Below are 24,173 nucleotides of genomic sequence, written 5' to 3' on the forward strand. Positions count from 1 at the left end.
ATTAAATGGCTGTTTCACGTATATATCAGCCATGTTCTAATACATAATAAATAGGATGAACAAAGGAGGTTTCTCATGACGTACTTACAAGAGAAGACACTGGACACACCCGGTCTTCATACTCATATTGTCAAAACAGAAAAATTTAAAACTGTGACAATCCTTTTTAAAATGCTTGCACCGCTATCCAAAGATGACGTCACCATGCGTTCTCTTTTCCCGCATGTGCTGTTAAGAGGAACAGAAAAGATGCCCAAAACAGGAGCACTGCGTGCCTATTTTGATGAGCTCTATGGAGCAACCGTTTCGGCAGACATGGCAAAAAAAGGTGAGAATCACATCATTACCTTCCGCCTAGAAATGGCGAATGAAAAATATTTAAAGGATCAAACTCCTTTACTAGAAAAAGGGATTGCCTTACTATCCGACCTATTATTCCACCCGTATGTTGAAGATGGGGTGTTTAGTCAATTATATGTGGATCAAGAAAAACGCACTTTAAAACAGCGAATTCAGGCAGTTTATGATGACAAAATGCGTTATTCGAACTTAAGACTCGTGCAGGAAATGTGTAAAGGAGAACCATATGCACTGCACGTCAATGGTGAAATGGAAGACATTGACGCCATCACAGCTCACTCGCTCTTTGCAGCTTATGAGCATGCGCTTCAATCAAACCAGCTTGATCTTTATGTTGTCGGAGATGTTGACGAAGAAGACATCAGCCGAATGGTCTCCCAGTACTTTAAAACAAGTGAAAGAGAACCAGTCAAACAGCAGGCTGAATCAGCAAGACCTCAAAATGAACCAAAAGAAGTCATTGATGAAGAGGACGTGAAACAAGGCAAGCTGAATATCGGCTTTCGTACACATACAACGATTGCAGATAAAGATTATCCGGCGCTGCATTTGTTTAATGGTATATTCGGCGGTTTCTCGCATTCTAAGCTATTCATTAATGTTCGTGAAAAGGCAAGTCTTGCGTACTATGCTGTGTCTAGACTTGAGAGCTTTAAAGGCTTGATGATGGTCATGTCAGGAATTGAAGTCGGCAACTACCAGCAGGCAGTAGACATCATCAAAGAACAATTTGAAGCGATGCAAAAAGGTGATTTTTCAGATGAAGCAATTGATCAAACAAAAGCAGTCGTCAAAAACCAGCTGCTTGAAACGATCGATACGTCTTATGGAACAGCAGAATATTTGTATCAGCATGCCGTTGTGCCAACTGGGGAAACCCTTGATTCCTTTATAGAAGCATTAGACCGAGTGACAAAAGAGGACATCATCAAAGTGGGTCAGAAAATCCAATGGGATACGACCTATTTTCTTAAAGGAACGGAGGGTGCTTCATGACAGTGAAAACAATTCAATTCGATCAGCTGCAAGAAACGGTCTATCACGAAAAAATGGAAAGCGGACTTGACGTCTATGTGCTGCCAAAGCAAGGGTTTAACAAAACCTATGCGACCTTTACAACAAAATATGGCTCTGTCGATAACGAATTTGTGCCGCTTGGAAAAGAAGACATGATTCGAGTGCCTGACGGAATTGCCCATTTCTTAGAGCATAAGCTGTTTGAAAAAGAAGATGGAGACGTGTTTCATACTTTTAGTAAACAAGGAGCATCCGCAAACGCTTTTACAACGTTTACAAGAACGGCTTATTTATTCTCAAGCACCTCAAATGTCGAACAAAACCTTGAGACACTCATTGATTTTGTTCAAGAGCCTTATTTTACTGAAAAAACAGTCGAAAAAGAAAAGGGCATCATTGGTCAAGAGATTAACATGTATGATGACAATCCGGACTGGCGTTTATTCTTTGGTCTGATTGAAAATTTATATCAAGAGCATCCTGTGAGAATAGATATTGCTGGAACAGTAGAGAGCATTGCCCCTATTACAAAAGATCATTTATATGAATGCTATGAAACGTTCTATCACCCGAGCAATATGCTTCTATTCGTTGTCGGGCCTGTTGATCCGAAGCAAATTTTAGATCAAGTCAGAGCGAATCAGGCGAAAAAGCCATTTACAGACCAGCCGGAGATCAAACGAAAAGACATCAATGAGCCTGAAGGTGTATACCGGAAAGAATACGAACTTCCAATGAACGTACAAGGCTCTAAATGTATGTTCGGTTTGAAAACAAAGAATCCGCATAAAAAAGGAAATCAGCTGCTAAAGCATGAGCTTGGGATGAATCTCATTTTAGAGACGCTGTTTGGCAAAAGCTCCTTACAATATGAACAGATGTATGAAAAGGGCTTAATTGATGAAACATTCAGCTACGATTATACCGAAGAAGGCGGTTTTGGCTTCACTTCAGTTGGCGGGGATACAAATGATCCTGATCAACTCGCAAAGGTATTAAAAGAAACCCTTCTTCAAGCAAAAAGCCTCATGACAGAAGAGAAAATTGAGCTTGCACGCAAGAAAAAAATCGGCAGCTTTTTAAAAGCCATGAATTCTCCAGAATATATCGCGAACCAATTTACTCGATATGCATTCTTAGACATGAGCTTATTTGATGTCGTCACAATGCTGGAACAAATTCAATTAGCTGATATTCAGCAAATTTTAGATGAAGAAATTGATGAAGAACGGATGTCTGTTTTCAAAGTCGTCCCAAAAACAAAATAAATTTAAAAAGACAAACTCATATCGGCAGAGTTTGTCTTTTTTATGTTCATTGAAAAAGCCGCTTTATTTACGAGGATATTCATTGACATTTGTTTTGGATATTAGTTAAACTCTTTAATAGTTAAACACTTAAACTAAAAAGGAGTAGCGTATGGAACAAAATAAAATTGCCCAGCTCATCCAGAGGTATGCAGATGTCTATCTCTGGATGGAGAAAAAAGTCTCGAGTATGATCACCGAAAAGCTTGATAAAGAGCTGACACTTGATCAATATTACTCGCTTCGATACATCAATTTACATCCAGGGTGTACATCTACGGACCTTGCTTATGTATGTAATGTAAACAAAAGTGCTGTAACATCCATGACCAACCGTCTTTTTACGAAAAACTATATTTTTCGTGAACATGATCAAGCTGACAGAAGGAATGTTCACCTGTACGTCACGCCAGAGGGCAAAGAAGTGGTCAGCCGAATGGAAAAGCAGCTTCAAGACTTAGTTCGGTCTTATTTTGAAAAGCTTGAAGAAAAAGAAATGGAATCATTTATTCAAACATATGAAAAGATCTATCAAGTGATCATCGAAGAGGAGGCACAAAGTTCTAATGAGAGCAATCATAAAGGGTAGATGGCTGATCACGATCCTGTGGGTCGTATTAGCGGCAGTGTTACTCATCACCGCTCCTAATATGGCGCAATTAACAAAAGAAAAGGGGCAAATTTCTGTACCAGACGGCTATCCGTCCTCATATGCCAATCAGTTATTAAAGAAAATGTCTGAAAACGGCGATACAGAAAAATCAATCGTCATTGTCTTTCAAGAAAAGAACATTGTGAAAGAAAGAGAAACATCTTTAAAAAAGGCAATGGATATTTTAGAAAAGGATCAAGAACTCCACATAGAGGACATTACTTCTTACTTTGAAGCCAATAAAGATATCAAAAAACAAATGCTCTCTAAAGATCAAACGACACTCCTTGTTCCAGTTACATATGACTCAAACAAAATCAAAGCGTCCGATTTTAAAGAAAGAGTCAATGAAAAGCTGAAAAGCTTAAATCTGAAATTTGAAATGACAGGGCAGCCGTTAATTGATGATGATGTTATTACAAGTTCGCAGGAAGGCCTGAAGAAAACAGAATTCATTACGATTGGGTTTATTCTCGTTGTCCTTATTCTTGTCTTTAGGTCAGCTGTGGCGCCTTTCGTTCCGTTAGTCGCAGTGGCACTGTCTTACTTGGTGAGTCAATCAATCGTAGCTTATTTAGTGAAATATGTAGACTTTCCGCTCTCGACCTTTACTCAGATCTTTATGGTCGCGATCATGTTTGGAATTGGAACGGACTACTGCATACTGCTTCTCAGCCGTTTTAAGGAAGAGATCGCACACGGTAAAGATAAAATTGAGGCGATTCTGATTACGTATAAAACAGCAGGAAAGACCGTCTTATTCAGCGGAATTGCGGTTCTGATCGGTTTTACATGTATTGGCTTGGCACAATTCCAGCTTTATAAATCAGCTGTTGCAGTAGCAGTTGGGGTTGCTGTGCTCATTGTGGCTCTTCTCACGATTGTGCCGTTCTTTATGGCAGTTTTAGGAAAGGTGTTATTTTGGCCGATTAAAGGCGATATTGCCCACCCGCAGTCAAAAATGTGGGAAACAGCAGGCCGTTTTTCATTTAAGAAACCGCTTTTCAGTTTATTAATTGTAGGAATCATTACGCTTCCGCCAATTCTCATGTATAAAGGAACTCTTTCTTATAACAGCTTAGATGAAATTGGTAATAAATACGAATCGGTTAACGCATTCAATACCATTTCTGATAAGTTTGGACCGGGTGAAGCACTTCCGGCAACAGTGGTTGTGAAATCATCTGACCTTTTAGACAACAATGAAGGGCTGATTGCCATCGAAAAACTCAGCCGTGCAATTGAACAAACAGATGGCGTCAGCAAAGTCAGAAGTGCCACCCGTCCTGTCGGTAAAGGGCTGAGTGATCTGTACGTAAAATCACAAGCCAAAGAACTGAACACAGGACTTGATAAAAGCAATGAAGGCTTGAAAAACATCCAAGATGCACTGACGACAATGAGTCAATCCATTGAGGATCAAACGCCGCAAATCAAATCATCAGGAAAAGGCATTAACAAATTGATTTCTGGTACAGAATCTGTGCAAACAGGGATTCAAAATGTTGAAAAATCCTTAAGAAAATTGCAAAACGGCATCGACCAAAATAAAAAAGGTGTAGCAGCCATTAAAGATGAAATCAAAGGTGCAAAAAAGGAATTAATGGCTCAAGTCGCACAAGTGAATCAGCAAGTTTCACTGTATAAAAGCATTTCCAAAGAATTAAAGGCAGCATTAGCGCAAGTGGATACGTCATCCTCTGCCGCAGCAGATGTAAAAGCGTTAATCAAACAAGCAAATACACAATTTAGTACCCTTGAAAAGCAAATCCCGCAGGTAAAAGAAAATCAATCGTATCAAGCGATTAAAGCTTCGTACAATGAACTTTCTGCGACTTTGCAAGAAGGGGCGAAACAGGCAGACAGCTATGCCAAACAAGCGAAAGAAGCTAGAAAGCAGCTTGAAGCAGCTGATGCCTTTATCGCAAAAGCTTCTGAGCAGCAAAAAGTCTTGACAAATCAAATCGATGAACTCATTGCTGGCTTAGATGCAGTTGAAAATGGACTGGATCAAACGTCTAAAGGTCAAGGACAATTAGCTGATAATATGCCAAAGCTTGCAAATGGAGCGGGCGACATCATGAATGGCCAAAAGCAAATGAAAGAAAAGATTGGCGGCTTTGGGGATAACCTGACCAAGCTGACAGACGGTCTGAACAAAAGTGTGAAAGGATTGGAGAAAATTTCAAGCGGCTTAATGGGTGCAGGTGACTACTTAGACGAACTGAAAAATGCACCAGATCAAGATATGACCGGCTGGTTTATTCCAAAAGACGTCTTAAAAAATAAAGCATTCAAGCAAGTATTTGATTCATACATGTCAGATGACCGCAAGATGACAAAAATTGATGTCATTTTAGAGAAAAATCCATATGGAAATGACGCCTTGTCGATAATTAAACAAGTGGAAGCTTCTGTCGAGCGGGCACTTCCTGAAACAAACCTAAAAGATGCGTCATTTGGCGTCTCAGGTGTATCAAGTATGAACGCTGATCTAAAACAGCTGTCAGACCAAGATTTCAATAAGACAGTTCTTTACATGATGATTGGTATTTTCCTTATTTTGGTGATTTTGTTCCGTTCGCTTGTCATGCCGCTTTACTTGGTAGGTTCACTCATATTGACTTACTTTACAGCAATCGGTGTAACAGAATTTATTTTCACCCATTTCTTCGGATATCCTGGCATTAACTGGGCAGTACCATTCTTTGGATTTGTCATATTAATGGCGCTCGGAGTCGATTATTCGATTTTCTTAATGGAGCGGTTCAATGAATATAAAACAAAAGACATCCAGTTTGCCATGACTGAATCAATGAAAAATATGGGATCTGTCATTATGTCTGCTGCTGTTATTTTGGCAGGTACATTTGCCGCAATGCTTCCATCCGGTGTGCTGTCTCTCCTGCAGATTGCAACACTTGTCCTCACAGGACTTTTACTGTACGCACTCGTTGTGCTACCATTATTCGTACCTGTGATGGTGAAATTGTTCGGATCAGCCAACTGGTTCCCATTTAAACGAAAAGAATAGGTATTCTATATAGAAAGAAGGAATCAATGTGACGAGTCGTTGGGCGCTGATAACAGGTGCCAGTGGCGGGATTGGGCAGGCAGTTGCCAAAAAGCTTGCCCAAGAAGGCTGCCATGTGATGCTCCATTATTATAAAAATGAACAGGCAGCTGTGCGCCTCGCCGCTCATTTGGATGAGGTATATTCCATTCAAACGCATGTCGTTCAAGCAGATTTATCTAAAACGGGAGGAGCAGATGAGCTTGTCAGCCGTCTGCCGCTCTGTCCAGATATTCTTGTTTTAAATAGCGGCAGGAGCCATGTCGGATTGGTGACAGACACAGAAAAAGACGTATTAGCCAGTATGGTGCAGCTTCATGTCACAAGTCCATATGAGCTTACCCAATCCCTTTTACCTGCCATGATTCAAAAGAAAGCAGGCCATATCATTGCGGTCAGCTCGATATGGGGAGAAACGGGAGCATCGTGTGAAGTGCTGTACAGCATGGTCAAAGGTGCGCAAAATGCATTTATAAAAGGATTAGCAAAAGAGCTTGCTCCAAGTGGAATTAGAGCAAATGCTGTCTCGCCAGGTGCTGTCAAAACAGACATGATGAATCGTTTTACGCAGGAAGACATCGCGATGCTGGAAGAAGAAATTCCGCTTGGCCGGCTTGCATCGCCTGAGGAGGTTGCAGATGTCATTTGGTTTCTCGCCTCAAAACAGTCAAGTTATATCACCGGTCAAATTTTATCTGTCAATGGCGGCTGGTACTGTTAAAAAACGTGTATAATTCGTCTCTCCATGACAAAAGCTATGGCTGTAATTCATCTTTTCGAATGGAGGAATCGACATGTCTGTACTTGAGAACTGGGACCATTGGAAAAACTTTTTAGGTGATCGCTTAAATCATGCGCAGGATAAAGGTTTAGAGGATGAGACCATCAATAACCTTGCGTATGAAATTGGCGGATATCTAGCTAACGAAGTTGAGGCAAAGAACGAGCAGGAAAGAGTACTTGCTGACCTTTGGAGCGTTGCATCAGAAGATGAGCAGCGTGCCATTGCAAATATGATGGTCAAGCTGGTTGAAAATAATAGCTCGCACTAAACAAAAAGAGAGGTCGTTTGTGCCTCTCTTTTTATTTTAACCGTTTCACAACATTGTGCTTTCTAAAAATGTGAAAATGCTTTATGATAAAGGAAGGTAAAAATTTGCCACAATGAAGGGGGTAATATCATTTGGCAAAGCTCGAATGGTATTTTGAATATGAGATACAGGTAAACCGTCCCGGACTTTTAGGAGACATTTCTTCTCTAATGGGGATGCTTTCAATTAATATTGTGACAATCAATGGTGTTGATGTATCAAGACGCGGAATGCTTTTACGCTGTGACCACACAGATCAAATTAAGCGGCTTGAATCAATTTTAAATACAATGGAAACGATAAAAGTAACGAAATTAAGACAGCCAAAGCTTCGTGACCGCTTAGCTGTTCGTCATGGAAGATACATACAGCGTGATGCGGATGACAAAAAGACGTTCCGTTTTGAAAGAGACGAGCTCGGTCTTCTTGTTGATTTTATGGCTGAACTCTTTAAAAAAGAAGGACATAAATTGATTGGGATTCGCGGAATGCCGCGTGTCGGAAAAACAGAATCAATTGTGGCTTCAAGTGTTTGTGCAAGCAAGAGATGGCTGTTTGTATCATCAACTCTTTTGAAACAGACGATCCGAAGTCAGCTGATCGCAGATGAATACAGCCCAGATAACGTCTTTATTATTGATGGGATTGTGTCGACAAGAAGAGGTTCTGAGAAGCATTTGCAGCTTTTAAGGGAAATTATGAGACTGCCGGCAACGAAGGTGGTCGAGCATCCAGACATCTTTATTCAAAATTCAGAATATACAATGGATGATTTCGACTATATCATTGAATTGCGGAATAGCGCAGACGAAGAGATTACATATGAACACGCTGAAGAACCACAAGTGTTTGATCATTCTGGTTTTTCCGGCTTCGATTTTTAATATGGTAATGGTAGGTGTTTGTTTTGACTGAATTGGGAAAACGGCTCGTTGAGGCCAGAGAGGAAAAAGGGATGTCGCTGGAGGATCTGATGGCGGCTACCAAGATCCAAAAGCGCTATTTGCTAGCAATCGAACAAGGAAACTATGATATTATTCCAGGTAAATTTTACGTCAGAGCGTTTATTAAACAATATGCCGAAGCCGTTGGACTGAATCCTGAACAATTGTTCGAAGAATTTCGTAAAGATGTTCCAAGCACGTATAACGATGAAGTATCTGATAAATTATCGAATATTAAGCCGCAAAGAGAGCTGCCAAAGCCTGCCTCGAAAGTGCTTGAACTATTGCCGACAATTTTAATTATTGGAGGCATCATTGTGGTCATCGCCATCATCTATGTGATCGTGCAGGCGGTCAATCATGATAGCGGACAGAAGAATAATCAGGCGGCCCCTCAGCAATCAGAATCTAAATATGAAGTATCTGAGGATTCATCTCTTGCAAAAGATCAAAAGAAAAAAGAAAAAGCTTCGTCAGATGATAAAGAAAAATCTTCTAAAAAAGACGATTCATCAAAAGACGATGAAACTGTTTCTTTAAAGGCGACGAATACAGAAGGCTCGACAACAACGTATGAAGTATCAGGTGCAGACGAAATGGAGTTAACCATTTCTGCCTCGCAAGCTTCATGGCTGCGCGTAAGAGACGAATCTGGAAAAGTGCTGAAGATGGGTGAACTAAAAGATGGCGAATCGTTTAAAACAGACCTGTCTGAGCTTTCTCAGGTCGATATCCGTCTAGGCAATGCGTCTGGAATAGATATCAAGGTAAATGACGAGACACTTAAGTACGAATTAGACCCTAAGAACACCATGACACAAAACATTGTGATTGTGAATAAAGGAAAGGAAAAGTCATCTTAAGCAAGTAGATGACTTTTCTTTTGTTCCTACTATTATATACATAAAAAATTGCATTATTGGAGGATTGGATTTCATGTTTAACTTACCGAATAAAATAACCCTTTCTAGGATCGCCTTGATCCCTGTTTTTATGATTATTATGCTTGCACCGCTAGATTGGGGTGTTGCGCGCTTTGGCGACGTCAGCATCGAAGTGACGCACCTTGTTGGAGCGATCTTGTTTATCGTCGCTTCAACAACTGACTGGATTGATGGATACTACGCACGTAAGCTTAATTTAGTGACGAACTTTGGTAAATTTTTAGATCCGCTTGCAGATAAATTGCTTGTTTCAGCTGCTTTAATTATACTTGTTCAATACAACCTCACACCGGCATGGATGGCGATTGTGATCATCAGCCGTGAATTTGCTGTAACAGGTCTAAGGCTTGTATTAGCCGGAGGCGGTGAAGTAGTGGCAGCGAATATGCTTGGAAAGGTGAAGACATGGGCGCAGATCATTGCGATTTCAGCACTTTTACTGCATAACCTGCCGTTTGAACTAGTGTCATTCCCGTTTGGTGATCTAGCGATGTGGGTAGCGGTGTTCTTCACTGTTGTCTCAGGCTGGGATTACTTTGCAAAAAACTGGGAAGCTTTAAAGAATTCTAACTAAAAAGGACGTGTACGCTTTGAAGTCAGAGAGAAAAGCAGAAATTATTGCAGTCGGTTCCGAACTATTGCTAGGGCAAATTACGAATACGAATGCACAATTCATCAGCAAACAACTAGCTGAAATTGGTGTGAATGTTTATTACCACACAGCAGTTGGTGACAATCCAGAGCGTTTAAAACAGGCCATTCAGGTGGCGCAGGAAAGATCTAATTTTATTATCTTCTCAGGTGGTCTTGGACCAACCAAAGATGACTTAACAAAAGAAACCATTGCGAGCTCGCTTGGGAAAGAGCTTGTACTAAATGAAGAAGCATTTGAATCGATTCAAGACTACTTTCGAAAGACCGGACGCGTTATGTCACCGAACAACCGTAAGCAGGCACTCGTTCTAGAAGGGTCTGATGTGCTCGTGAACCGTTTCGGGATGGCCCCGGGTATGTTTGTTCAAGAAGACGATACGTTTTATATGCTTCTTCCTGGACCGCCAAGTGAATTGCACCCGATGTTTGAAAACGAGGCAAAGCCGCTGATTTCTGAGAAGCTTGGCTTAAAGGAAAAGATCGTGTCTGTTGTTCTGCGCTTCTTCGGAATCGGTGAATCGCAGCTTGAAACAGACCTAGAAGATTTAATTGACGCTCAAACGAATCCGACAATTGCACCACTCGCATCTGACGGTGAAGTGACGCTAAGGCTGACTGCTAAGCATGAGGATGAAAAAGAAACAGAGCGTCTGTTAAAAGAAACAGAAGCGCAAATTTTGGCGCGGGTAGGTGAGTACTTCTACGGATATGAGGATACATCACTTGTCCGCGAAGCATCCAAAGCCTTGCACGAGCACGGAAAAACAGTAGCAGCAGCAGAAAGCCTGACTGGCGGAATGTTCTCCGAATGGCTGACAGATCTCGAAGGAGCATCATCCATTTTGAACGGAAGTGTGGTTTGTTATACAAACCAAGTCAAGCAGCAGGTGCTTGGCTGCCGGGAGGAAACATTGTCTTCCCATGGTGCTGTCAGCAAAGAGTGTGCTTTAGAGCTTGCTGAAGGAGTTAGAAAGCTGACCGGAAGTGATATTGGCATTAGCTTTACGGGTGTAGCAGGACCTGATACCCAAGAGGGTCAGCCTGTTGGAAAAGTGTTCATTGGACTATCTACGAAAGACCAGACGGACGTGTTTGAATGGATGTTTACAGGCAGCCGGTCGGGCATTCGAAAGCGTGCTGTGAAATATGGTCTGCATCACTTACTCAACTTATTAAAAGAGAGTTAATTTTGTTTTTTGTTAGGTTTACTCCTTTATAAAAGAGCGTTTTTTCTAATAGAAAATACTCTTTTCTTAAAAAATCTGCCAAGAAAAAATCGAATATGTGTTCGTTTTTTTCTTGGCAAATGACGTAAAACAAGGTATAGTATAGATAGTGGAATTGATAAAGGAGGAAACAATAGAATGAGTGATCGTCAAGCAGCCTTAGATATGGCTCTTAAACAAATAGAAAAACAGTTTGGTAAAGGCTCTATTATGAAACTAGGAGAGCAAACAGATACACGTATTTCAACAGTACCTAGTGGTTCGTTAGCACTTGATACTGCGCTTGGAATAGGCGGATATCCCCGCGGCCGTATTATCGAAGTATATGGTCCAGAGAGTTCTGGTAAAACGACAGTAGCCCTTCATGCCATTGCTGAAGTTCAGCAGCAGGGAGGACAAGCTGCATTTATTGATGCAGAGCATGCACTCGATCCAGTTTACGCTCAAAAACTAGGTGTCAACATTGATGAACTGTTACTTTCTCAGCCGGATACAGGAGAGCAAGCACTTGAAATTGCAGAAGCTCTTGTCCGAAGCGGGGCAGTTGATATTGTTGTTATTGACTCTGTAGCTGCTCTTGTACCAAAAGCAGAGATTGAAGGAGACATGGGTGATTCACACGTTGGTCTTCAAGCACGTTTGATGTCCCAAGCGCTCCGTAAACTATCAGGTGCCATCAACAAATCAAAAACAATTGCCATCTTTATCAACCAAATTCGTGAAAAAGTTGGTGTCATGTTTGGTAACCCTGAAACAACGCCTGGTGGACGTGCGCTGAAGTTCTATTCGTCTGTTCGTTTAGAAGTGCGCCGTGCTGAACAGCTGAAACAAGGCAATGACATTATGGGGAATAAAACGAGAATTAAAGTGGTCAAAAACAAAGTAGCACCTCCATTCCGTATTGCCGAAGTAGACATTATGTACGGTGAAGGGATCTCAAAAGAGGGAGAAATCATCGACCTTGGAAGCGAGCTGGATATCGTACAAAAGAGCGGTGCTTGGTATTCTTACCAAGAGGAACGTCTTGGACAAGGGCGTGAAAATGCGAAACAGTTCCTAAAAGAAAATAAAGATATCATGCTGATGATCCAGGAGCAAATTCGCGAACACTACGGTTTGGATACAAACGGAGTGAAAGCAGCTGAAGAAGAAGGACAAGAAGAATTGGAGTTTAATGACTAAAAAGACTAAAAGACGCTGAAAAGCGTCTTTTTTTTACATTTACATGACAGCTGGCAGGTCAAAAGTTCTGTCTTTGCTTGAAATAACGACTTACGCCTCAGTCTGACTAGCTTGACAAGTATTTCCGACACAATTACAATGGGAATGTATCACTTGTTTTTCTTAACATGATTGATAACTAATTTAAACTTGACAAGGGCAGTGAGGATCTCATTCCCTGTGAAGGCCCTGTATGTTGAGACACAAAACAATGTACATGCCGACACTTTATTTGTAAAACCAAGTTCATAGCAAGAGGAGGTGAAAATATGTCGCCTACGATGTTTACGATCATCTCCATTTTGCTGAGCCTAATCTGTTTAGTTGTTGGCTACTTTGTTCGTAAAACCATTGCAGAAGCAAAAATATCCGGCGCAAGAAACATGGCCGAACAAATTGTTGAGGATGCAAAGCGTGATGCGGAAGCATTGAAGAAAGAAGCGCTCTTGGAAGCGAAAGATGAAATTCATTCGTTTCGTGTAGAGGCGGAGCAAGAAGTTCGTGAAAGACGAAATGAGCTTCAAAGACAAGAAAACCGTTTACTTCAAAAAGAGGAAAATCTTGATCGCAAAGACGAATCTTTAGATAAACGGGAGTCCCTGTTGGAGAAGAGAGATCATTCTCTGAATGAACGACAACAACATATTGAAGAGATGGAAAGCAAAGTGGATGATATGATTCGTTTGCAGAAAGCCGAGTTGGAACGTATTTCAAGTCTAACTCGAGATGAAGCGAAACAAATCATTCTGGATCAAGTTGAAAATGAGCTTTCCCACGACATTGCAGTCATGACGAAAGAATCTGAAAACCGAGCGAAAGAAGAGGCTGACAAAAAGGCGAAAAACATTCTTTCACTTGCGTTACAGCGTTGTGCAGCTGATCATGTGGCTGAAACAACGGTATCTGTAGTCAATCTTCCAAATGATGAGATGAAAGGTCGTATTATCGGACGTGAAGGACGAAATATCCGTACGTTAGAAACGTTAACAGGTATTGACTTGATCATAGATGATACACCTGAAGCTGTTATACTATCGGGCTTTGATCCGATTAGACGTGAAACAGCGAGGATAGCTCTGGACAAGCTAGTCCAGGATGGCCGCATTCATCCTGCACGAATTGAAGAAATGGTGGAAAAATCACGCCGTGAAGTCGATGATTATATCCGCGAGATGGGTGAGCAAACGACATTCGAAGTCGGAGTTCACGGTCTGCATCCGGATCTGATCAAAATTCTCGGCCGCTTAAAATTCCGTACAAGTTATGGACAAAATGTCCTGAAGCATTCAATTGAGGTTGCACATCTTGCAGGTCTCATGGCTTCAGAGCTTGGAGAAGATGCAAAGCTTGCAAAACGAGCAGGTCTTCTGCATGACATTGGAAAAGCCATTGATCATGAGGTAGAAGGAAGCCACGTAGAAATTGGCGTTGAGCTTGCGACGAAATATAAAGAGCATCCTGTTGTCATCAACAGTATTGCCTCTCACCACGGTGACCAAGAACCGACATCTATTATCGCTGTTCTTGTTGCGGCAGCTGATGCATTATCTGCAGCACGCCCTGGTGCAAGAAGTGAGACACTTGAAAATTACATTCGGAGACTTGAGAAATTAGAAGATATCTCTGAATCTTATGAAGGTGTTGAAAAATCGTTTGCGATACAGGCTGGACGTGAAGTACGTATTATGGTGAAGCCAGATTCAATTAATGATCTTGAAGCTCACCGTCTAGCAAGGGATATTCGTAAGCGAATTGAGGACGAGCTCGATTACCCTGGTCACATTAAAGTGACAGTCATTCGAGAAACTCGCGCAGTAGAGTATGCAAAATAGAGCGGTGCGCTTAGCGCCGCTTTATTTTTTTGTGTAAATATGCAACACTGATAAGAAGATCAATTTAAAAGAGAAAGGGTTCAAAAGCGCATGAAAATATTATTTGTTGGAGATATCGTCGGTTCACCTGGCAGAGACACACTGAAAGAATACTTGCCAAAGCTGAAGAAAAAATATCAGCCGCACTTTACTATTGTCAACGGAGAAAATGCTGCTCACGGGAAAGGTCTAACTGAAAAAATCTATCATGAGCTGCTGCAAGCAGGAGCTGATGTGCTCACAATGGGTAACCATACATGGGATAAAAGAGACATTTTCGATTTCATCGATGATGCAGCAAATATGGTCCGACCTGCTAACTTCCCAGAAGGCACACCTGGAAAAGGTCTCACCTTTATTAAAAAACAAGGAAAAGAACTGGCTGTCATCAACCTGCAAGGACGTACGTTTTTACCGCCAATTGACTGCCCATTTCAAAAAGTAGATGAATTAATTGCGGAAGCATCCAAACGGACACCGTTTATTTTTATTGATTTTCATGGTGAAGCCACAAGTGAAAAGCAGGCGATGGGCTGGTATACAGACGGCCGTGCATCATGTGTCGTTGGAACGCATACACATGTTCAAACAGCAGATAACCGCGTATTGCCTAAAGGAACTGCGTATATTTCAGATGTCGGGATGACAGGACCTTATGATGGCATTTTAGGTGTTGACCGAGAAACGATCATTAAACGATTCAAAACAAGTCTCCCAGTCCGGTTTGAAATTGCAGAAGGCCGCACGACGTTAAGTGCAGTAATCGTAGAAATTGACGAACAGTCGAAAAAAGCTGTCAAAATTGATCGAATTTTGATAAATGATGACCATATTTTCTTTGAATAAATGTTCACATATTTATTTCAGAAAAATATTAATCAGAAAGAAGGAATATGCGCCCTCTATCGTGAATATAGTAAAAATGGTAGGTAGCCTGCTATTTTTGAAAAACATTTTGGGGATGGATTTTCAAAAAAATAGCATCATCTAACAAAGATTGTTCTAATGAACACTCACTTATCCATTGTAAATTTAAGGGGGAGCAGAAATGGAAATTTTAAAAGTTTCAGCAAAGTCAAATCCGAATTCAGTAGCAGGAGCATTAGCCGGCGTTTTACGTGAACGCGGTGCAGCGGAAATACAAGCAATCGGCGCTGGAGCACTGAATCAGGCGGTTAAGGCTGTCGCCATTGCAAGGGGATTTGTCGCGCCAAGCGGAGTGGATTTGATATGCATTCCAGCCTTTACTGACATTCTGATCGATGGAGAAGAAAGAACAGCCATCAAATTGATTGTTGAGCCACGATAATTCTAATTTTATTATTTTCAACCTGCTTACATCATGTAAGCAGGTTGTTTTTGTTTACCGCTATACATTTCTTATATAACATATTCAGTTCGTGAAATAGATAAAAATGACATATTAGAGCTTGCATTTTTTCACCATGATGATAAATTAAGATTAAGTTGAATTTACTTCATCAAAAATAAATATTTAAGTAGGTGAAATAATGTTCGAAGCTTTTTTGAAAAGAGGAAAGCTAGTTTTTATTTTATTTTTTATCGTTCTCATTGCTGGCGGCTATTTATTCGCGCAGCTTCCTAAACGAGAACTGCCAGAATTCGAGGCGAATCTAGTCACGATTTCTACCGTTTTTCCTGGTGCAGATGCAAAACAGGTGGAAAGAGATGTCACCAATAAACTGGAATCAGCCCTATCTGATATCAACGGTGTAGAGAAAACGAGCTCGGTTTCAGCCGTTGGTTTCTCAAATATTGTGATTGAAATTGAGGACCAAGCCGACTTTCAAAAGACGGCAAGTCAAATTAAGAATGAAACCACAAGTGCTGCGTCGTCTTTTCCTGATGGGGTGATGGAGCCGGAAGTAAAGGATGAATTTGGCAGCGTGCCGGTTGGTTCTTATATGATTGTGTCGAGTGAATCATCGGACTTAGCAAAGAGTCAGAAATCGCTGCGTGCATTGAAGGAAAAAGTGGAGGACATCAAAGGGGTAGACAGTGTCGTTATCAAAGGCTTCAATGACAAACAAGCGATATTAAACTTAGATTCAAACAAGCTGGAGGGTGAAGGGCTCAATGTAACTGATGTCACAAATGCCATCAATCAGGAATTTGACACATCTCCGCTAGGCGATATTCGGGCAGGCAAAGAGAAGGTGAAGCTGTCCATCGATACATATGACCGCTTAGATCAGGTTAAAAAGATTGAGCTTTTTTCTAAAACGAAAAGAGAGCCGGTCACAATTAGTCAGCTTGGCAGTTTAAAAGAAGTTGAAAAACAGAAAAGTGATATTGTGTCGTATAACGGAAAGCCCGCTTATTCATTTACTGTGAATATTAAACCAGGGCTTGATATTCCTAAAATGTATGACAAAGTCAGTGATGTCATTGAGAAAGAAAAGCAGCTGCCAAACGGGGTGGAGTGGGTAGACTACTATTCACAAAAAAGTGAAGTGGATACCATTTTCAATGATTTAATAAAAGAAGCCATTGTTGCGGTCATTGCTGTCATAATTGTTACCACACTTGGACTCACGATTGGCGGGGCGTTTATCGTTTCACTAGCCATTCCGCTATCGATTACAATTGGAACGATTCCGCTGCCATTTTTACAAGTGGACCTCAATCAAATTTCGATCATCGGCTTTATTATTGCCTTAGGGATACTTGTCGATGATGCCATTGTCGTCAATGATAATATTTTAAGACAAATGAAAAAATACGAAAGTCCGCTTAAAGGAACAATTGCAGGAGTGAAAGAAGTCGCAGGATCCATTTTGACATCAACACTAGCTGTTGTATTTGCCTTCCTGCCGCTTGTTTTCCTATCAGGTGCAAACGGTTCATTTATTCGGGCATTACCGTCTGTTCTAGTTACGACTGTGCTTGCATCCATGGTGATTTCTCTGACACTTGTACCGGTCTATCAATATACTGTGAACAACCGGAAAAGAAAGAACAAAAACAGTCAAAAAGAGCCGGGATTCCTAGGGAAACCATTAAAAAGGCTGGCTGATTTCTATGCAGACCGTGTGCTGACAAACATTGTGAAGCAGCCGCTCGTTATTGGACTAAGTGGTTTGCTCGTTGCAACGCTTGCTTTTTTACTTATTTTCGTCACACCATTTGAATTTTTCCCTGCGGCGAATAAGAAAGAAGTGGTCGTCACTGTCACACTTCCAAGTGAAACAACACTAGACAAAACAAATGAAACACTAAAGAAAATAGAACAAGAGATCAAACGGCAAAAAGGCATTGAAGAAACGGCGATTTTTGCAGGCGGCGGTGTGCCGAACCTGTTTAATGAAAGTATTTCAAATGCAAGTGACCACACCGGTCAAGTTGTTGTGAGAGTAGACAATGATCAGATAACTAGTAAGGCATTGATAGATCGTATGACTGAGCCTTTGCGAGAGAAATTCAATGAGGCAGAAATCTTTATGAAAACCATTGTTCAAGGGCCGCCAGCTGGAGCACCAGTGACAGTAACGGTTGCGGGTGAATCTTTTTCAAAGCTCATTGATGTCAAAGAAACGCTGACAAATGAAATGAAAGACAAAGGGGCAAGCTTGATTACGGACGATGTCAATCAGCCGGTGAAAACGATCTCCTTTGAATTAAACCGCGAGCGAATGGCAGAGGATGGGCTCAGTGCTCAATTTGTCAGCAGACAGCTTGGTCTTGTGACAGAAGGGATTCCATTAGGTACCTTTCAACAAGGAACAAATGATATCGATTTAGTGGTGAAACAGGATACAGGCACACATCAAAATGGTTTAAAGCTAAAAGAAATGAATGTGCCTGTGAAGACAAATGAAGGGGGTATGCCTCAACTTGAGCCGCTTAGCCGATATGTAAAAGAAAAAGAAACAGAGCAGTACGAAAGCATTCCACATGAAAATGGAGTGCCGACCATTACGCTGAAGGCGTATCCCGGTGCATCAGATTCGTTTAAAGACGATATGAAAGAAGTCGTCAATCAAGTAGGAAAAAGTTCTGCAGCGAAGGATTTGACCATTTCACAAGGTGGAGAAAATGAAAATCAGACCCAGTTCTTTATTGAAATTAGCCTCTTATTTGCAGTTGTCTTGCTGCTCATTTATGTGACCATCGCATTCCAGTTCAATTCATTGATGCTTCCGCTGTTAGTTCTAGGAACGGTTTACTTAGCCTTATCAGGAGCCATTATCGGACTATTTGTTACACAAACACCATTCAGCTTTATGGCAACAATGGGAATTGTCTCATTGGCTGGTATTGTCGTCCGAAATGCGGTCGTCCTCTTCGAATTTATTGAGCAGCGGCGCAAGCAAGGGTTTGATCAACAGACAGCTGTCATTGAAGCAGGAAGAGCAAGGATGAAGCCGATTCTCTTAACAGCATTTACGGCACTTGTTGCACTAATGCCTGTTGCATTAAGTCATGATCCACTCTTTAAGCCGCTGGCAATCTGCATTGTATCAGGTGTGTTTTTCTCAACAATTCTGACATTATTCATTGTGCCAGCCCTATATGTTGCCGTTTCAAAGAAACGCTGACGAGGAAAGCAAATCTCCGATCGAAAGGAGATTTGCTTTTTTTTTTAGAAAAATATCCAAAAAAATATGTGGGGTGTTCATTTGTATTTATCTAGTGGACAGTGGTATTTACGACTAAAATAAGTCGTGTTAAAATCTGATTGGGAGAAGTTTTTTAACAAAGGGGTTGTACGTCATGTGTGGAACGATGAAAGCAATTGTTAAAAAAGAAAGCGCTTACGGAGCGGCGTTGATGGAGATGCCGATTCCAGAAATCAAAAATCATGAAGTTTTGATCCAAGTGAAAGCCACTTCGATATGCGGAACAGACGTGCATATTTATAATTGGGACGACTGGGCTAAGGGAAGAGTCAAAGCGCCCTACATTTTTGGACATGAATTTACAGGGGAAGTTGTTAAAGTGGGGAAGCAAGTCTCACGAGCAAAGGTAGGGGACTTTGTATCGGCTGAGACGCATGTTGTATGTAATCAATGTTATATGTGCTTAACAGGGCAGCAGCATTTGTGCAGTGAAACGAAAATTTTAGGGGTAGACATTGATGGCTGTTTTGCTGAATATGTCAAAGTACCTGAACAAAATGTGTGGCACAATCCAGCCCAAATGCCGGTTGAGCTTGCCTCTATACAAGAGCCGCTAGGAAATGCTGTTCATACTGTACTGCACACACCTGTTTCAGGTAAGTCAGTGGCGATTTTTGGCTGCGGACCAATCGGTTTAATGGCAATTGCTGTCGCAAAAGCCTCCGGGGCTGTTCAAGTGTTCGCTGTTGATAAAAATGAATACAGGCTCGATCTTGCCCGAAAAATGGGTGCAGATCATATTGTAGATATTGGAAAAGATGATCCAGTCGCGATGATTAAGCAGCTCACGCGGATGGAAGGGGCAGACGTGATGTGTGAGATGTCAGGTCATCCAGCTGCCATTAATCAAGCACTCGAAGCTTGTGCAAATGGAGGAAAAGTCAATATACTAAGCTTGCCAGAACGGCCAGTGACAATTGATATTACGAATCAAATTGTTTTTAGGGGATTAACCGTGCAAGGGATCACGGGGAGAAAAATGTTTGAGACGTGGCGTCAAGTATCTGAGCTGTTAAGAACGAATACCATTGATGTAAAGCCAGTTGTCACTCATACACTGCCATTTGAAGAGTTCCAAAAGGGATTTGAACTTATGCAAAGCGGTACGTGCGGAAAAGTCGTACTGATGATGCCATCATATCAAAGGGGGAAGAAATGATGAAAGAATTCACGTATTTACAAGATGAATTGGACACAATGAAGCAGCAAGGCACCCACCAAACTTTGAAAGAGATCGACTCAAAACAATCATCCACTGTTACATTAAATGAACAATCTGTCATACAACTCTCCTCAAATAACTACTTAGGCCTCACCTCGCACCCAAGGCTGATGAAAGCAGCAAAAGAGGCGATTGATGAATTCGGTGCGGGTACAGGATCTGTACGAACCATCGCCGGCACAATGACAATGCATGAACGCCTTGAAAAAAAGCTTGCTTCATTTAAAAAGACAGAAGCTGCTCTTGTGTTCCAATCAGGCTTTACGACCAACCAAGGGGTCTTATCCAGTATCCTGACAAAAGATGATATTGTCATTTCAGATGAACTGAATCATGCCTCCATTATTGATGGAATCCGATTAACCAAAGCAGATAAGAAAGTATACAGTCATTCTAATATGGAAGAGCTGGAGAAGATTTTGAAGAAATCAATGAATTACCGCGTCCGCCTCATCGTTACAGATGGTGTGTTCTCGATGGATGGAGATATCGCGCCACTTCCTGAGATCGTCAGGCTCGCAGAAGCATATGATGCATTTGTGATGGTAGACGATGCGCATGCCTCGGGCGTGCTTGGCGAGAATGGCCGCGGGACGGTCAACCATTTTAAACTCGACGGCAGAGTGCACATTCAGGTCGGGACACTTAGCAAGGCTGTCGGAGTGCTCGGCGGCTACGTGGCTGGTTCAGCGGTTTTAATTGATTATCTAAAACATAAAGCAAGACCGTTTTTATTCAGCACCTCACATCCGCCAGCTGTGACTAGAGCGTGTGAAGAAGCGATTGAAGTGCTGTTAGATGAACCGAAGCGAATCGATACACTTTGGGAGAACGCCGCTTATTTTAAAGAAAAAGTCATCAGCCTTGGATTTCAAGTCGCTCCAACAGAGACACCGATTATCCCAATCATGATTGGAGACGAAGCACTTACTTTTCGTTTCTCAAAGGCTTTAATAGAACGAGGCGTGTTTGCCCAAGGCATCGCCTTCCCAACTGTAGCAAAAGGCAAGGCAAGAATTAGAGCCATCATCACAGCCGAGCACACAAAAGAAGAACTAGACCGGGCACTGACAATCATTGAAGAAGAAGCAAAAAAACTAAACATACTTGATTGAGAGAGCGCAGGCTCTCTTTTTTTTGACGATATTCTTTCCAATTTTCATCAAATCTACCGTTTGTTATGTATAATGTATGTAAAAAGATCTATTGGGGTAAGTGATGAGACAAATGTTATTTAATAAAGAAGATTTTTATAAGCAATATTTAGATTATAAGAGCAATGTAATAACAGATAAGAATCACCCTTTTCACAAAATGTTTAATAAAGAGATACCAAACAAAATTCAAAATGAATTAGAAAAACGTCATATGAAAAATTTGGATAGAATCGATATTAAAGCATCTACAGGAAATGGAAAAGTTTCAGAGTCTATTTGGATAGCGTTTCTAGACCAGCTCTTAACAAAGAATCAAAAAACAAATAAAACAACAACACAAAAAGGATTATATATAGTCATTTTATTCGCTAATAATGGCAAAGACTTTTATTTATCGATTGGTTTAGGTACTGAAAATCTATCTCTCAAAAAGATTGAATATGAAGCGAGTGTTTGGCGAGAACGACTAAAACCTCAATTGATGAATAGTCCTAATTTAAAAGGATTTGAAATAGGTGATTTTTACTTAGGAGAATCTGATAGACCTAAAAAATATGCAGCAGGTTCTTTGGTATTTAAAAGGTATAATATTGATACATTTAATCAATACGAATTTTTAAAGGACATATATAACTTAAATGAATTTTTTTATGATTTTATTTTCGAAATATATTCGAATCCGGATCTTCATATGGACACAAAGATTAATAAGAGTATAAAACGAAAAAGAATCATCCATAGAGACGTTTATAAGCAATTAAGAGAAGAAAGAGCCAAGCGAAATGAAGAGACAGGTCGAATAGCAGAGAAATTTGTTTATGATATGGAAGTAGAGCAATTAAAAGCAGCGGGTCAGGAGCAATTGGCGAAAAAAGTAAATTGGTTAGCCGAAACGGAAGATGGTCATGGATTTGATATCAAATCGTATTACCCTGATGGAAAAGAAAAACTTATAGAGGTGAAGGGTTCTAAACTTGCTCATCAAGACTTTCCTTTCTTCTTATCTGAACAAGAAAGAATGGTAGCAGAAGAGGAAAAAGAAGCGTATGTGATTACTTTAGTTGAGAGTGTCGGTACACAGCAAATGAAGGTTGTAAAAGAAATACAAAATCCTTTGGAGAAAGATAACATACTGTTAAAACCTACTCAATACTCATGCAGAATCCGGGTGGATTGAAAAGTGATGACACATATGATTTATTTTCAATTCATCACAAAATAGTCTATACTGTAGGGTGGAACTTGGTTTGAAAGGAGTACAAATTCATGAATGAAGAGCAGAGAAAAGCGAGCGGACAAGTAAGTTCATCGGACAAAAAATCCGAGAAGGACTACAGCAAATATTTTGAAGCTGTGTACATTCCGCCTTCCTTAAAAGATGCAAAAAAACGGGGTAAAGAAGAAGTTGAATACAATCAATTTCAAATTGACGAGCAGTTTCAAGGGTTAGGAAACGGCCGCAAGTTTTATATTCGCACATATGGCTGTCAAATGAATGAGCATGACACAGAAGTGATGGCTGGTATTTTTATGGCGCTTGGCTATGAACCAACAAACTCAACGGAAGATGCAAATGTCATCTTATTAAACACTTGTGCTATTCGTGAGAATGCAGAAAATAAAGTGTTTGGAGAGCTTGGTCATTTAAAAGCATTAAAACGTGAAAAGCCAGATTTAATTTTAGGTGTCTGCGGATGTATGTCACAAGAAGAATCTGTCGTGAACCGTATTTTGAAGAAACACCCATTTGTTGACTTGATTTTTGGCACGCACAACATTCACCGCCTGCCAGAGCTGTTATCTGAATGCTACCTTTCAAAAGAAATGGTCATTGAGGTTTGGTCAAAAGAAGGCGACGTGATTGAGAACCTTCCGAGAGCCCGTCAAGGTAAAATCAAGGGCTGGGTGAACATTATGTACGGCTGTGATAAATTCTGTACATACTGTATCGTACCTTACACGCGCGGCAAGGAAAGAAGCCGCCGCCCAGATGAAATTATTCAAGAGGTCAGACGTTTAGCGGCAGAAGGATATAAGGAAATTACCCTTCTTGGTCAAAACGTGAATGCATATGGAAAAGATTTTGAAGATATGGAATATGGTCTTGGCCACCTGATGGATGAGCTGCGAAAAATTGATATTCCGCGTATCCGTTTTACAACAAGCCACCCGCGTGATTTTGATGATCACTTAATTGAAGTGCTTGCCAAGGGCGGAAACCTTCTCGATCATATTCACCTGCCAGTTCAATCCGGAAGTTCTTCTGTGCTGAAACTTATGGCGAGAAAATATGACCGTGAGCGTTACCTTGATCTTGTGCGCAAAATCAAAGAAGCTATGCCGAATGCTTCATTAACAACGGACATTATTGTTGGGTTCCCAAATGAAACAGATGAGCAGTTTGAAGAAACACTTTCCCTCTATCGCGAGGTTGAGTTTGATGCTGCTTATACATTCATTTATTCTCCAAGAGAAGGAACGCCTGCAGCGAAAATGAAAGACAACGTGCCAATGCGTGTGAAAAAAGAACGTCTGCAGCGCCTAAATGCACTTGTGAATGAAATTTCTGCGAAAAAAATGAAGGAATATGAAGGGCAGATTGTCGAAGTATTAGTAGAGGGTGAAAGTAAAAACAATCCTGAGATCCTAGCCGGATATACAAGTAAAAGTAAGCTTGTGAATTTTAAAGCACCAAAAGAAGCGATTGGCAACATCGTCAAAGTGAAAATCACACAAGCCAAAACTTGGTCTCTTGACGGAGAAATGGTTGGAGAAGCTATCGAGGTGAATTAAA

19 protein-coding genes are annotated in these 24,173 nt (G+C 40.9%); all 19 read left to right on the forward strand.

Annotated features, from left to right (window positions below):
- Nucleotides 1-75: 75 nt before the first annotated feature.
- On the forward strand, nucleotides 76-1,356 hold the full coding sequence (locus MHB41_RS08260; RefSeq protein ID WP_061109883.1) for a pitrilysin family protein: 1,281 nt from the start codon (nucleotides 76-78) through the stop codon (nucleotides 1,354-1,356).
- On the forward strand, nucleotides 1,353-2,645 hold the full coding sequence (locus tag MHB41_RS08265; RefSeq protein WP_025092606.1) for a pitrilysin family protein: 1,293 nt from the start codon (nucleotides 1,353-1,355) through the stop codon (nucleotides 2,643-2,645). The genes MHB41_RS08260 and MHB41_RS08265 overlap by 4 nt, the downstream gene beginning before the upstream one ends.
- A gap of 151 nt (nucleotides 2,646-2,796) precedes the next feature.
- Nucleotides 2,797-3,273 (forward strand): MarR family transcriptional regulator, encoded by a 477-nt coding sequence (locus MHB41_RS08270; RefSeq protein ID WP_046311014.1) that lies wholly within the window; start codon nucleotides 2,797-2,799, stop codon nucleotides 3,271-3,273.
- Nucleotides 3,251-6,370 (forward strand): MMPL family transporter, encoded by a 3,120-nt coding sequence (locus MHB41_RS08275; protein WP_061109884.1) that lies wholly within the window; start codon nucleotides 3,251-3,253, stop codon nucleotides 6,368-6,370. Before MHB41_RS08270 ends, MHB41_RS08275 begins: the two co-directional genes overlap by 23 nt.
- Before the next feature lie 28 nt (nucleotides 6,371-6,398).
- Nucleotides 6,399-7,130: an SDR family oxidoreductase gene (locus MHB41_RS08280; protein ID WP_051627347.1), complete on the forward strand. Its 732-nt coding sequence runs from the start codon at nucleotides 6,399-6,401 to the stop codon at nucleotides 7,128-7,130.
- Nucleotides 7,131-7,203: 73 nt separating this feature from the next.
- Entirely contained in the window at nucleotides 7,204-7,461 is a 258-nt protein-coding gene (locus tag MHB41_RS08285) for a DUF3243 domain-containing protein (RefSeq protein ID WP_024424114.1), read from the forward strand.
- 131 nt (nucleotides 7,462-7,592) lie between these two features.
- Nucleotides 7,593-8,384 carry a DUF3388 domain-containing protein gene (locus tag MHB41_RS08290; protein WP_003211480.1) on the forward strand — a complete coding sequence of 264 codons (792 nt, stop codon included), beginning with the start codon at nucleotides 7,593-7,595 and terminating at the stop codon, nucleotides 8,382-8,384.
- Between the two features lie 23 nt (nucleotides 8,385-8,407).
- Nucleotides 8,408-9,307, forward strand: coding sequence for a helix-turn-helix domain-containing protein (locus MHB41_RS08295; protein ID WP_061109885.1), 900 nt, complete (start codon nucleotides 8,408-8,410; stop codon nucleotides 9,305-9,307).
- A gap of 73 nt (nucleotides 9,308-9,380) precedes the next feature.
- Complete coding sequence (gene pgsA, locus MHB41_RS08300) at nucleotides 9,381-9,962, forward strand: CDP-diacylglycerol--glycerol-3-phosphate 3-phosphatidyltransferase (RefSeq protein WP_008358030.1); 582 nt, start codon at nucleotides 9,381-9,383, stop codon at nucleotides 9,960-9,962.
- A gap of 16 nt (nucleotides 9,963-9,978) precedes the next feature.
- On the forward strand, nucleotides 9,979-11,229 hold the full coding sequence (locus MHB41_RS08305; protein ID WP_061109886.1) for a competence/damage-inducible protein A: 1,251 nt from the start codon (nucleotides 9,979-9,981) through the stop codon (nucleotides 11,227-11,229).
- Between the two features lie 177 nt (nucleotides 11,230-11,406).
- A complete protein-coding gene (gene recA, locus MHB41_RS08310; protein WP_034281901.1) occupies nucleotides 11,407-12,450 on the forward strand; it encodes a recombinase RecA in 1,044 nt (347 codons plus the stop codon).
- A gap of 308 nt (nucleotides 12,451-12,758) precedes the next feature.
- Nucleotides 12,759-14,321 (forward strand): ribonuclease Y, encoded by a 1,563-nt coding sequence (gene rny / locus MHB41_RS08315; RefSeq protein ID WP_003211958.1) that lies wholly within the window; start codon nucleotides 12,759-12,761, stop codon nucleotides 14,319-14,321.
- A 90-nt stretch (nucleotides 14,322-14,411) separates the two neighbouring features.
- The gene (locus MHB41_RS08320) at nucleotides 14,412-15,206 is read left to right on the forward strand and encodes a TIGR00282 family metallophosphoesterase (protein WP_024424109.1); all 795 of its coding nucleotides are present in this window, start codon (nucleotides 14,412-14,414) and stop codon (nucleotides 15,204-15,206) included.
- Between the two features lie 202 nt (nucleotides 15,207-15,408).
- Complete coding sequence (spoVS, locus tag MHB41_RS08325; protein WP_003211281.1) at nucleotides 15,409-15,669, forward strand: stage V sporulation protein SpoVS; 261 nt, start codon at nucleotides 15,409-15,411, stop codon at nucleotides 15,667-15,669.
- Between the two features lie 202 nt (nucleotides 15,670-15,871).
- Complete coding sequence (locus MHB41_RS08330; protein WP_340900356.1) at nucleotides 15,872-18,919, forward strand: efflux RND transporter permease subunit; 3,048 nt, start codon at nucleotides 15,872-15,874, stop codon at nucleotides 18,917-18,919.
- Nucleotides 18,920-19,094: 175 nt separating this feature from the next.
- The gene (gene tdh, locus MHB41_RS08335; RefSeq protein ID WP_034281903.1) at nucleotides 19,095-20,159 is read left to right on the forward strand and encodes an L-threonine 3-dehydrogenase; all 1,065 of its coding nucleotides are present in this window, start codon (nucleotides 19,095-19,097) and stop codon (nucleotides 20,157-20,159) included.
- On the forward strand, nucleotides 20,159-21,337 hold the full coding sequence (locus MHB41_RS08340) for a glycine C-acetyltransferase (RefSeq protein ID WP_034281904.1): 1,179 nt from the start codon (nucleotides 20,159-20,161) through the stop codon (nucleotides 21,335-21,337). The genes tdh and MHB41_RS08340 overlap by 1 nt, the downstream gene beginning before the upstream one ends.
- Nucleotides 21,338-21,440: 103 nt before the next feature.
- On the forward strand, nucleotides 21,441-22,556 hold the full coding sequence (locus tag MHB41_RS08345; RefSeq protein WP_242026058.1) for a DUF3578 domain-containing protein: 1,116 nt from the start codon (nucleotides 21,441-21,443) through the stop codon (nucleotides 22,554-22,556).
- An 89-nt stretch (nucleotides 22,557-22,645) separates the two neighbouring features.
- Nucleotides 22,646-24,172 (forward strand): tRNA (N6-isopentenyl adenosine(37)-C2)-methylthiotransferase MiaB, encoded by a 1,527-nt coding sequence (miaB, locus tag MHB41_RS08350; protein WP_024427027.1) that lies wholly within the window; start codon nucleotides 22,646-22,648, stop codon nucleotides 24,170-24,172.
- Nucleotide 24,173: the final 1 nt, after the last annotated feature.

It is taken from the genome of Bacillus sp. FSL H7-0578, assembly GCF_038630855.1.
Lineage (GTDB): Bacteria > Bacillota > Bacilli > Bacillales > Bacillaceae > Bacillus > Bacillus safensis.

Excerpts from the sequence above, each read along its gene's own strand:
- MHB41_RS08260 (WP_061109883.1), top strand. The coding sequence starts at position 76 with ATGACGTACTTACAAGAGAAGACACTGGACACACCCGGTCTTCATACT.
- MHB41_RS08265 (WP_025092606.1), top strand. The coding sequence starts at position 1,353 with ATGACAGTGAAAACAATTCAATTCGATCAGCTGCAAGAAACGGTCTAT.
- MHB41_RS08270 (WP_046311014.1), top strand. The coding sequence starts at position 2,797 with ATGGAACAAAATAAAATTGCCCAGCTCATCCAGAGGTATGCAGATGTC.
- MHB41_RS08275 (WP_061109884.1), top strand. The coding sequence starts at position 3,251 with ATGAGAGCAATCATAAAGGGTAGATGGCTGATCACGATCCTGTGGGTC.
- MHB41_RS08285 (WP_024424114.1), top strand. The coding sequence starts at position 7,204 with ATGTCTGTACTTGAGAACTGGGACCATTGGAAAAACTTTTTAGGTGAT.
- pgsA (WP_008358030.1), top strand. The coding sequence starts at position 9,381 with ATGTTTAACTTACCGAATAAAATAACCCTTTCTAGGATCGCCTTGATC.
- recA (WP_034281901.1), top strand. The coding sequence starts at position 11,407 with ATGAGTGATCGTCAAGCAGCCTTAGATATGGCTCTTAAACAAATAGAA.
- rny (WP_003211958.1), top strand. The coding sequence starts at position 12,759 with ATGTCGCCTACGATGTTTACGATCATCTCCATTTTGCTGAGCCTAATC.
- MHB41_RS08320 (WP_024424109.1), top strand. The coding sequence starts at position 14,412 with ATGAAAATATTATTTGTTGGAGATATCGTCGGTTCACCTGGCAGAGAC.
- spoVS (WP_003211281.1), top strand. The coding sequence starts at position 15,409 with ATGGAAATTTTAAAAGTTTCAGCAAAGTCAAATCCGAATTCAGTAGCA.
- MHB41_RS08330 (WP_340900356.1), top strand. The coding sequence starts at position 15,872 with ATGTTCGAAGCTTTTTTGAAAAGAGGAAAGCTAGTTTTTATTTTATTT.
- tdh (WP_034281903.1), top strand. The coding sequence starts at position 19,095 with ATGTGTGGAACGATGAAAGCAATTGTTAAAAAAGAAAGCGCTTACGGA.
- MHB41_RS08340 (WP_034281904.1), top strand. The coding sequence starts at position 20,159 with ATGAAAGAATTCACGTATTTACAAGATGAATTGGACACAATGAAGCAG.
- MHB41_RS08345 (WP_242026058.1), top strand. The coding sequence starts at position 21,441 with ATGAGACAAATGTTATTTAATAAAGAAGATTTTTATAAGCAATATTTA.
- miaB (WP_024427027.1), top strand. The coding sequence starts at position 22,646 with ATGAATGAAGAGCAGAGAAAAGCGAGCGGACAAGTAAGTTCATCGGAC.